The following is a 7,131-nucleotide window of genomic DNA, read 5'->3' on the forward strand; positions in this document are numbered from 1 at the left end:
AGCCGGGGCCGGCGCGGGGGCGCCGTGCCCGGTGGGGCCGTGGTCGGGAGTGCCGTGGAGGGGGGCCGCCGCCTGGTGGTAGCCGGAAGGCAGCGGCGGGCCGAGGATGCCCTGGGCGGCGGCGGGCCGCGGGACGGAGTCCTCGGGCCCGGCTCCTGCCGGGGTGCCCTGCGGCGGAGCCACGGCATGGACGGCCGTCCCGTGCGCGGGAGTCGTCGCCGGGTGCTGGACCGGGGGCGCGGGCGCCCAGGGACCGGGCCCGCCGTAGGGCGGCGTGCTGTAGGGATCCGGGTCGTGCAGGGGCTTGGGGCGCTCCCGCTTGCCGAGAGGCTCGGGCCGCTCACCGGGCACATCGGCGCCGCCGCTCGCCTCAGCGGGCACCCGGCTCGGGATCTGGCCCGGCAGCCGGGCCGGCGCCACGGTGGAACCGGTCGAGGCCTCGCCGCCCAGGGCGTCCGCGACGCCGGTCGCACCCGCACCGCCGGAAACGCCCGCGCCGTCCGAGGCACCAGCAGAACCGGAGCCAACAGCAGCACTGGAGCCGCCTGTGGCACCGGCGACCGCGGGCTTCTCCAGCTCGAAGTCGCCGTCCATGTCTCCCCCGTGGAACCCACTCGTGCCGTCCCCCGCGGAAACCGGGTCCACCGGAGCGGATTCCGGCACGTGGGTCCGGGGCCTGCTCCACCACTTCGGCTTCGTGGGCTTCCCCTCGTCCATGCTCTCCCCACACCTGACCCGCGGCTCGGCACATCGGCGGTCACCGCGGTTTGTCCACTCCGAGCCCGGGTTCCTACCGCGGGCGCGGCCCATCCCTGGATTCAACCAGGTTCACGGGCCGCCGCGCAGAGGGCCGGTTCAGCCGGGGGAGGAAGGCGAAGGTGAGGCGGACGAGTCGGACGGCGGCACGAGCGGCAGCAGGGACGTCTCCAGCTCCGACGCCGTCGAGAACGCGGTCAGCGCGACCGCTGGGGCGGGGCTGAAGGGACGTATGAGCGGGGACATGGCTGCGGCACCGGCCACCACGGGGGTGGTCAGCGCGTGCAGCCTGCGCGCGTCCTGCTCGGCGGGCGAGGGTGTCAGGGGCGCGGGCACCCCGGGCAGCAGCGGCGCCGACATCTCGGTCTGCGCGCCCCCCTCCGCGGTGAAGGAGCGCTGTCCCTGCGCCAGCAGCGGTGTGAGGGACCGGCGGCGCTGCGAGTCGGGGTTGGTCGCCCCGCCCACGCTCGCCGTCCGCATCGGGGTCACGTTGCTTCCGGAACCCGAGCCGCCGCGCGCGTCCGTGGTGTCCGTCGGCATGCCGGTCGACACCCCGCCGAGCGCGATCGCGGCGAGCGACACGGCACCGGCCGCGGCGGCCGCGAAGCGCAGTCCCCGTGAGGCCGACCGCTCGGCCTCACGCCGGCTTATGTCATGGATGCGGAACCCGCGCTGCTCGGAGGGCAGCACGGCGGCGTGGGGGCCGGACGGCACATAGCCGAAGGAGTCCGGCTTCATGCCGAAGACTCCGGACGTGCCGAACCCTCCTCTGCCCAGCGGCGATCCGTCGCCGTCCGAGTCGCCTCCTCCGGGGAGCCCCTGCAGACGGGCCAGGAAGCTCTCGGAGGGGGGTGGCGGAGCGACCTCCGCGAACACGTTCTTCAGTCGTCGCTGCTCGTCGGCCTCGGCTTTGCACCTCGCGCACGTGGCGAGGTGCGCGAGGACACGCTCGCGCGCCTCGTGACCGAGCTCGCCGTCCACCAGGGCGGAGAGCCGGTCTCCGAGGTGCTGCTCGGTAAGGGGCCGATCGGCAGGATTAAGCCGTGATCCACTCACGCGCTCGCGCCCCCTCCTCCCAGAGCAGGCACTCCGGTCACCGCGAAACCGCGGCGCTCGGCACGGGCCTCGGGCGAGCGGTGGGCGAGCGCCTTGCGCAGCTGGGAGCGGCCGCGGTGGATGCGGCTGCGGACCGTGCCGAGCTTGACGCCCAGGGTCGCGGCGATCTCCTCGTACGAAAGGCCTTCGATGTCGCACAGGACGACCGCGGCGCGGAACTCCGGGGCGAGCGTGTCGAGGGCCTGCTGGACGTCCGCGTCGAAATGCGTGTCGTTGAAGACCTGCTGCGGGGAGGGCTCGCGGCTGGGCAGGCGCTCGGCCGCGTCGTCGCCGAGGGCGTCGAAGCGGATGCGCTGCTTGCGGCGGACCATGTCCAGGAAGAGGTTGGTGGTGATGCGGTGGAGCCAGCCCTCGAAGGTGCCCGGCGTGTACGTCGACAGGGAACGGAAGACCCGGACGAAGACTTCCTGGGTCAGGTCCTCGGCGTCGTGCTGGTTTCCCGTCAGGCGGTAGGCGAGACGGTAGACCCTGGCGCTGTGCGTGCTGACGATCTCCTCCCAGGTGGGCGGAGTCCACGCCTGCGAGTCCGCGTCGGACGTGAAGGTCGCGGTCTGAGCGGAGTCAGCGGTGCGGAAACGGTCAGCGGTGTCGTTCACAGATTTCGGCTCACCCGCCGACCTGAGCAGGCGCCTCAGCACCCCTCCCCGATCCACAGGCGCAGCCGCACCTCCCCTGTCGGCTCTGGTGGTGTCCGGTGGAGCCCCTACCATAGCCACCTCGCCCGTTAGCTCCGGATAAGCGGTTTTACGAGAATTTGATACGCGCTCATATGGCTGCGTCAGCACTTGCTCGGTGTCCTGATCCATCTGCTACCCCCGCGTAGTTCCCCACCCCCTCTAAACGCCCGGTCCCATCTGCGGGTTCCCGGCGGCAACGGATACAGTCACGCCCAGGCAACCACGGGGACAGGAGAGGGCCATTACCGGCAACCGGCTGACGAGCTGGGCGTTCGCCGACGCCTTTGTCGCCGAGGACGAAGCACTGCACTGGGCCCGGGACCGGGCCCGGGACGCAGGGCTGCGCTCTGTGTCGCCCGGGACGGGGGCCGCGCTGCGACTGCTCGCCGCCACCGTGGACGCCAAGGCGGTCGCGGAGATCGGCACCGGCACCGGGGTCTCCGGAATGCATCTTCTGCACGGCATGCGGCCGGACGGTGTACTGACGACCGTGGATCCGGAGCCGGAGCACCAGCAGTTCGCCCGCCAGGCCTTCCGCGCGTGCGGCTTCGCGAGCAACCGGGCCCGCTTCATCCCGGGCCGCGCGCTGGACGTCCTGCCCCGGCTCGCGGACGCCGGCTACGACCTCGTCTTCTGCGACGGCGACCGTCTCGAGAGCCTCGACTACCTCGCTGAATCGTTGCGCCTGCTCAGGCCCGGTGGCCTGGTCGTCTTCGAGGGAGTCTTCGCGAACGGCCGGACCGTGGAGTCGGGCCCGCAGCCCACGGAGGTCCTGCGGCTGCGCGAACTGCTGCGCGCCGTCCGTGAGAGCCAGGAGCTGATTCCCTCGCTCCTGCCGGTCGGCGACGGCCTGCTGTGCGCGGTCAAACGCTGATCCGGCCCCTCGCCGGACCGCCCCCAAACCACTGCTGACCTGCGCGAACACACATGGCATACGCCCCTGACGTACCCCTGAAAACCCACTGCCCCGGCATCACTTTGGATACCGGGGCAGTGGACAGGTATGGTCGCGTTCCGCGTCAGCCGACGACCTTCTTGAGGGCGTCGCCGAGCGCGTCGGCCTCGTCGGGGGTCAGCTCGACGACGAGCCGACCGCCGCCTTCGAGCGGAACGCGCATGACGATGCCCCGCCCCTCCTTGGTCACCTCGAGCGGGCCATCGCCCGTCCGCGGCTTCATGGCCGCCATGCTCGTTCCCCTTCCTGAAACCAGCTCATCGTCGCCGACGGCCCCACTGAAGGGCACGCATCCTCTCGTCGGACACGCGTCACCGGCATCGAACACATTGCTTCCAGGCCATTATCCCGCATCTCAGGACCCGATGACCAACATCAGTCGGCATCGCTTGCGCAACGCGCTTGAGCAAAACCACTCAATTCGCCGAAGTGGCTGCGATACTGCGCCGCTGCCGCGCCTCTGCATGGACTTTCGGACGCCGGAATTCTTTGACGCAGGTCACATGTCCGAACCCCGCCGCCGCTCATGATCTCCGCCATGCTGTCCTCAGACCAGAACGTACCGACGGGTACGACGGAGCCGCGAACCGGAGGGGACCCCCATGGCCGACACCGTGCTCTACGAGGTGAGCGACGGACTCGCGACGATCACGCTCAACCGCCCCGAGGCGATGAACGCGATGAACATCGAGACCAAGGTCGCCTTCCGCGAGGCGGCACAGGCGGCCGCGGCGGACGACTCCGTACGGGCCGTGCTGCTCACCGCCGCCGGCGACCGGGCCTTCTGTGTGGGCCAGGACCTCAAGGAGCACATCGGCGGGCTGATGGCGGCGCGCGAGTCCGGCTCGGGCGGGGGTGTCATGAGCACCGTCCAGGAGCACTACAACCCGATCGTGCGGGCCCTGACCGGGGCGGCGAAGCCGGTCGTGGCGGCCGTCAACGGGGTCGCGGCCGGTGCCGGCTTCGGTTTCGCCCTCGCGGCGGACTATCGGATCGTTGCCGACACGGCTGCTTTCAACACGTCGTTCGCCGGAGTGGCGTTGACCGCCGACTCCGGGATCTCGTGGACGCTGCCCCGGGTCGTCGGGCCTTCGCGGGCCGCGGATCTGCTGCTGTTTCCGCGCAGCATCACCGCCCAGGAGGCGTACGAACTGGGGATCGCCAATCGGATTGTGCCGGGTGCCGAGCTGGCGGCCGAGGCGGTGAAGGTGGCTCGGGGGCTGGCCGAGGGGCCGACGCTGGCGTACGCCGCGCTCAAGGAGTCTCTTGCCTACGGGCTGACCCACTCGCTGGAGGAGACCTTGGAGAAGGAGGACGAGTTGCAGACTCGGGCCGGGTCTTCCGAGGATCACGTGATCGCCGTGCAGGCGTTCGTCAACAAGGAGAAGCCGAAGTATTTGGGGCGGTGACGCTTCGCTGGACCGGGCCGGTTCAGAGGGTGCGGGGCGGTGGGGGTTGAGCGCGCAGTTCCCCGCGCCCCTGAGGGGCGCGCCTCAGTGGGCCCTTGCCACACAGTCCTGCAAGTGGTCGTTGACCAGGCCGCATGCCTGCATCAAGGCGTAGGCCGTGGTGGGGCCGACGAAGCGGATGCCTTGCTTCTTGAGGGCCTTGGAGAGGGCTTTCGACTCGTCGGTGACCGCGGGGACGTCGGCGAGGGCCTTCGGGGCCGGGCGGGTCGCCGGGTCGGGGGCGAAGGACCAGATCAGTTCGTCCAGCTCGCCCGACGCCCACTCCGTGAGCACGCGCGCGTTGGCCACCGTCGCCTCGATCTTGGCGCGGTTGCGGATGATGCCGGGGTCGGCGAGGAGGCGCTCCTTGTCGGCGTCCGTGAACGTGGCGACCTCGGAGATCTTGAAGCCCGCGAAGGCGGTACGGAAGCCCTCGCGGCGGCGCAGGATCGTGATCCAGGAGAGACCCGACTGGAAGGCCTCCAGGCACAGCCGCTCGTACAGCTCGTCGTCGCCGTGGACCGGGCGGCCCCACTCCTCGTCGTGGTACGTCACGTAGTCCTCGGTCGACAGCGCCCAGGGGCAGCGCAGGGCGCCGTCCGATCCCTTCAGCGCGTCGCTCACCGGTGGTCCTCCTCTGCGGACTTCTCCAGAGAGGTGGACCGGGCCGCGTGGGCCGCTCCGGCCAGCGCGGCCTCCAGGTCGGAGATCCGGGCGTCCCGCTCGGCCAGCTCGGCACCGAGGCGGCCCAGGGCGTCGTCCACGTCCGCCATGCGGTAGCCGCGCATCGTGAGCGGGAAGCGCAGCGCCTCCACGTCACCGCGGTGCACGGGGCGGTCCAGGGGCAGCGGGTCCTGCAGGCGCTCCGGCGGGGTCTCGGGAAGGGCGCCGCTCTCACCGCCGCCCACCACGGAGAGAGTCACCGCGCCGACCACGACGACGAGGGCGACGACCAGGAACAAGAACATGAACATCGCTGAGGTCCCCACACTCTGGTGCCGACGCGGGCGCGTCGGCGCGGAAAGTATCAGGCTCCGATCGTGCCATGCGACTCTGACAGTTAGGGTCGCAGGCGGCGGAACGGCGACATCCGTTGCCAACTACTGGGAGAGGTCACAGGGGATGCTCAGGCTGGGCAGGCGCGAGTTCGAGGCGCACGAGCCGGTGATCATGGCGATCGTGAACCGGACCCCCGACTCCTTCTACGACCAGGGCGCCACCTTCCGCGACGAGCCCGCGCTCGCGCGCGTGGAGCAGGCGGTGTCCGAGGGCGCCGCCATCATCGACATCGGCGGGGTCAAGGCCGGGCCGGGCGAGGAGGTCACCGCCGAGGAGGAGGCGCGGCGGACGGTCGGCTTCGTCGCCGAGGTGCGGCGCCGTTTCCCCGACGTGATCATCAGCGTCGACACCTGGCGGCACGAGGTGGGCGAGGCCGTGTGCGAGGTGGGTGCGGACCTGCTCAACGACGCGTGGGGCGGGGTCGATCCGCGGCTCGCGGAGGTCGCCGGGCGGTACGGGGTGGGGCTGGTGTGTACGCACGCCGGTGAGACCCAGCCCCGGACTCGTCCTCATCGCATCGCCTACGACGACGTCATGGCCGACATCCTGCGGGTGACGGTGGGGCTGGCCGAGCGGGCCGTGGAGGTGGGGGTGGCGCGGGAGTCCGTGCTCATCGATCCCGGGCACGACTTCGGGAAGAACACGCGGCACAGCCTTGAGGCGACGCGGCGGCTCGGGGAGATGGTGGAGACGGGTTGGCCCGTGCTGGTGTCCCTGTCCAACAAGGACTTTGTGGGTGAGACGCTCGATCGGCCGGTGAAGGAGCGGGTGGTCGGGACGCTCGCCACCACCGCCGTGTCGGCGTGGCTGGGGGCTCAGGTGTACCGGGTCCACGAGGTTGCCGAGACGCGGCAGGTCCTGGACATGGTCGCGTCGATCGCCGGCCACCGCCCGCCCGCCGTTGCCCGGCGGGGGCTGGCGTAGGGCCTTTTCGCCCCCGCCGCCCCTACCCAATCCCGTCCCTGACTCAGGGGCTCCGCCCCCGAACCCCCGCTCCTCAAACGCCGGAGAGGCTGAAGATTCCGCAGCCCGGGCCGACACATTCAGCCCGTCCGGCGTTTGAGGACGAGCGCGTCAGCGCGATGCGGGGGTCTGGGGGCGGCAGCCCCCAGGGACGGGA

Annotated in this window: 8 protein-coding genes and 1 pseudogene; 3 read left to right on the forward strand and 6 right to left on the reverse strand. The window is 71.3% G+C overall.

All coding sequences use genetic code 11. The features are described from left to right. The 3 genes and pseudogenes from O3Q52_RS45570 to sigE all read right to left on the reverse strand — a co-directional run. Positions 1–717: pseudogene (locus O3Q52_RS45570) on the reverse strand (protease); the annotation flags it as partial. Positions 718–855: 138 nt separating this feature from the next. Then, entirely contained in the window at positions 856–1,812 is a 957-nt protein-coding gene (locus O3Q52_RS45575) for an anti-sigma factor (protein WP_269654380.1), read from the reverse strand. Continuing rightward, complete coding sequence (gene sigE, locus O3Q52_RS45580) at positions 1,809–2,510, reverse strand: RNA polymerase sigma factor SigE (protein ID WP_055614050.1); 702 nt, start codon at positions 2,508–2,510, stop codon at positions 1,809–1,811. Before sigE ends, O3Q52_RS45575 begins: the two co-directional genes overlap by 4 nt. A gap of 214 nt (positions 2,511–2,724) precedes the next feature. On the opposite strand from sigE, the gene O3Q52_RS45585 reads away from it, so the two are divergent. After that, the gene (locus O3Q52_RS45585) at positions 2,725–3,423 is read left to right on the forward strand and encodes an O-methyltransferase (RefSeq protein WP_269654385.1); all 699 of its coding nucleotides are present in this window, start codon (positions 2,725–2,727) and stop codon (positions 3,421–3,423) included. Positions 3,424–3,568: 145 nt separating this feature from the next. On the opposite strand, the gene O3Q52_RS45590 is transcribed toward O3Q52_RS45585, so the two are convergent. Beyond that, positions 3,569–3,736: a DUF3117 domain-containing protein gene (locus tag O3Q52_RS45590; RefSeq protein ID WP_003966491.1), complete on the reverse strand. Its 168-nt coding sequence runs from the start codon at positions 3,734–3,736 to the stop codon at positions 3,569–3,571. A gap of 370 nt (positions 3,737–4,106) precedes the next feature. Between O3Q52_RS45590 and O3Q52_RS45595 the strand changes: the two genes are divergently transcribed. Beyond that, positions 4,107–4,913, forward strand: coding sequence for an enoyl-CoA hydratase/isomerase family protein (locus tag O3Q52_RS45595; protein ID WP_269654381.1), 807 nt, complete (start codon positions 4,107–4,109; stop codon positions 4,911–4,913). Positions 4,914–4,997: 84 nt separating this feature from the next. Here the strand turns inward: O3Q52_RS45595 and O3Q52_RS45600 are convergent, their stop codons facing one another. Continuing rightward, entirely contained in the window at positions 4,998–5,576 is a 579-nt protein-coding gene (locus tag O3Q52_RS45600; protein WP_269654382.1) for a DNA-3-methyladenine glycosylase I, read from the reverse strand. Next, complete coding sequence (locus O3Q52_RS45605) at positions 5,573–5,926, reverse strand: DivIVA domain-containing protein (RefSeq protein WP_269654383.1); 354 nt, start codon at positions 5,924–5,926, stop codon at positions 5,573–5,575. The genes O3Q52_RS45600 and O3Q52_RS45605 overlap by 4 nt, the downstream gene beginning before the upstream one ends. A gap of 148 nt (positions 5,927–6,074) precedes the next feature. Here O3Q52_RS45605 and folP point away from each other — a divergent pair, with 148 nt between their 5' ends. Next, positions 6,075–6,935, forward strand: coding sequence for a dihydropteroate synthase (gene folP, locus O3Q52_RS45610; protein ID WP_269654384.1), 861 nt, complete (start codon positions 6,075–6,077; stop codon positions 6,933–6,935). Positions 6,936–7,131: the final 196 nt, after the last annotated feature.

Origin of the sequence: Streptomyces sp. ActVer, from assembly GCF_027270795.1 — a bacterium.
Lineage (GTDB): Bacteria > Actinomycetota > Actinomycetes > Streptomycetales > Streptomycetaceae > Streptomyces > Streptomyces umbrinus_A.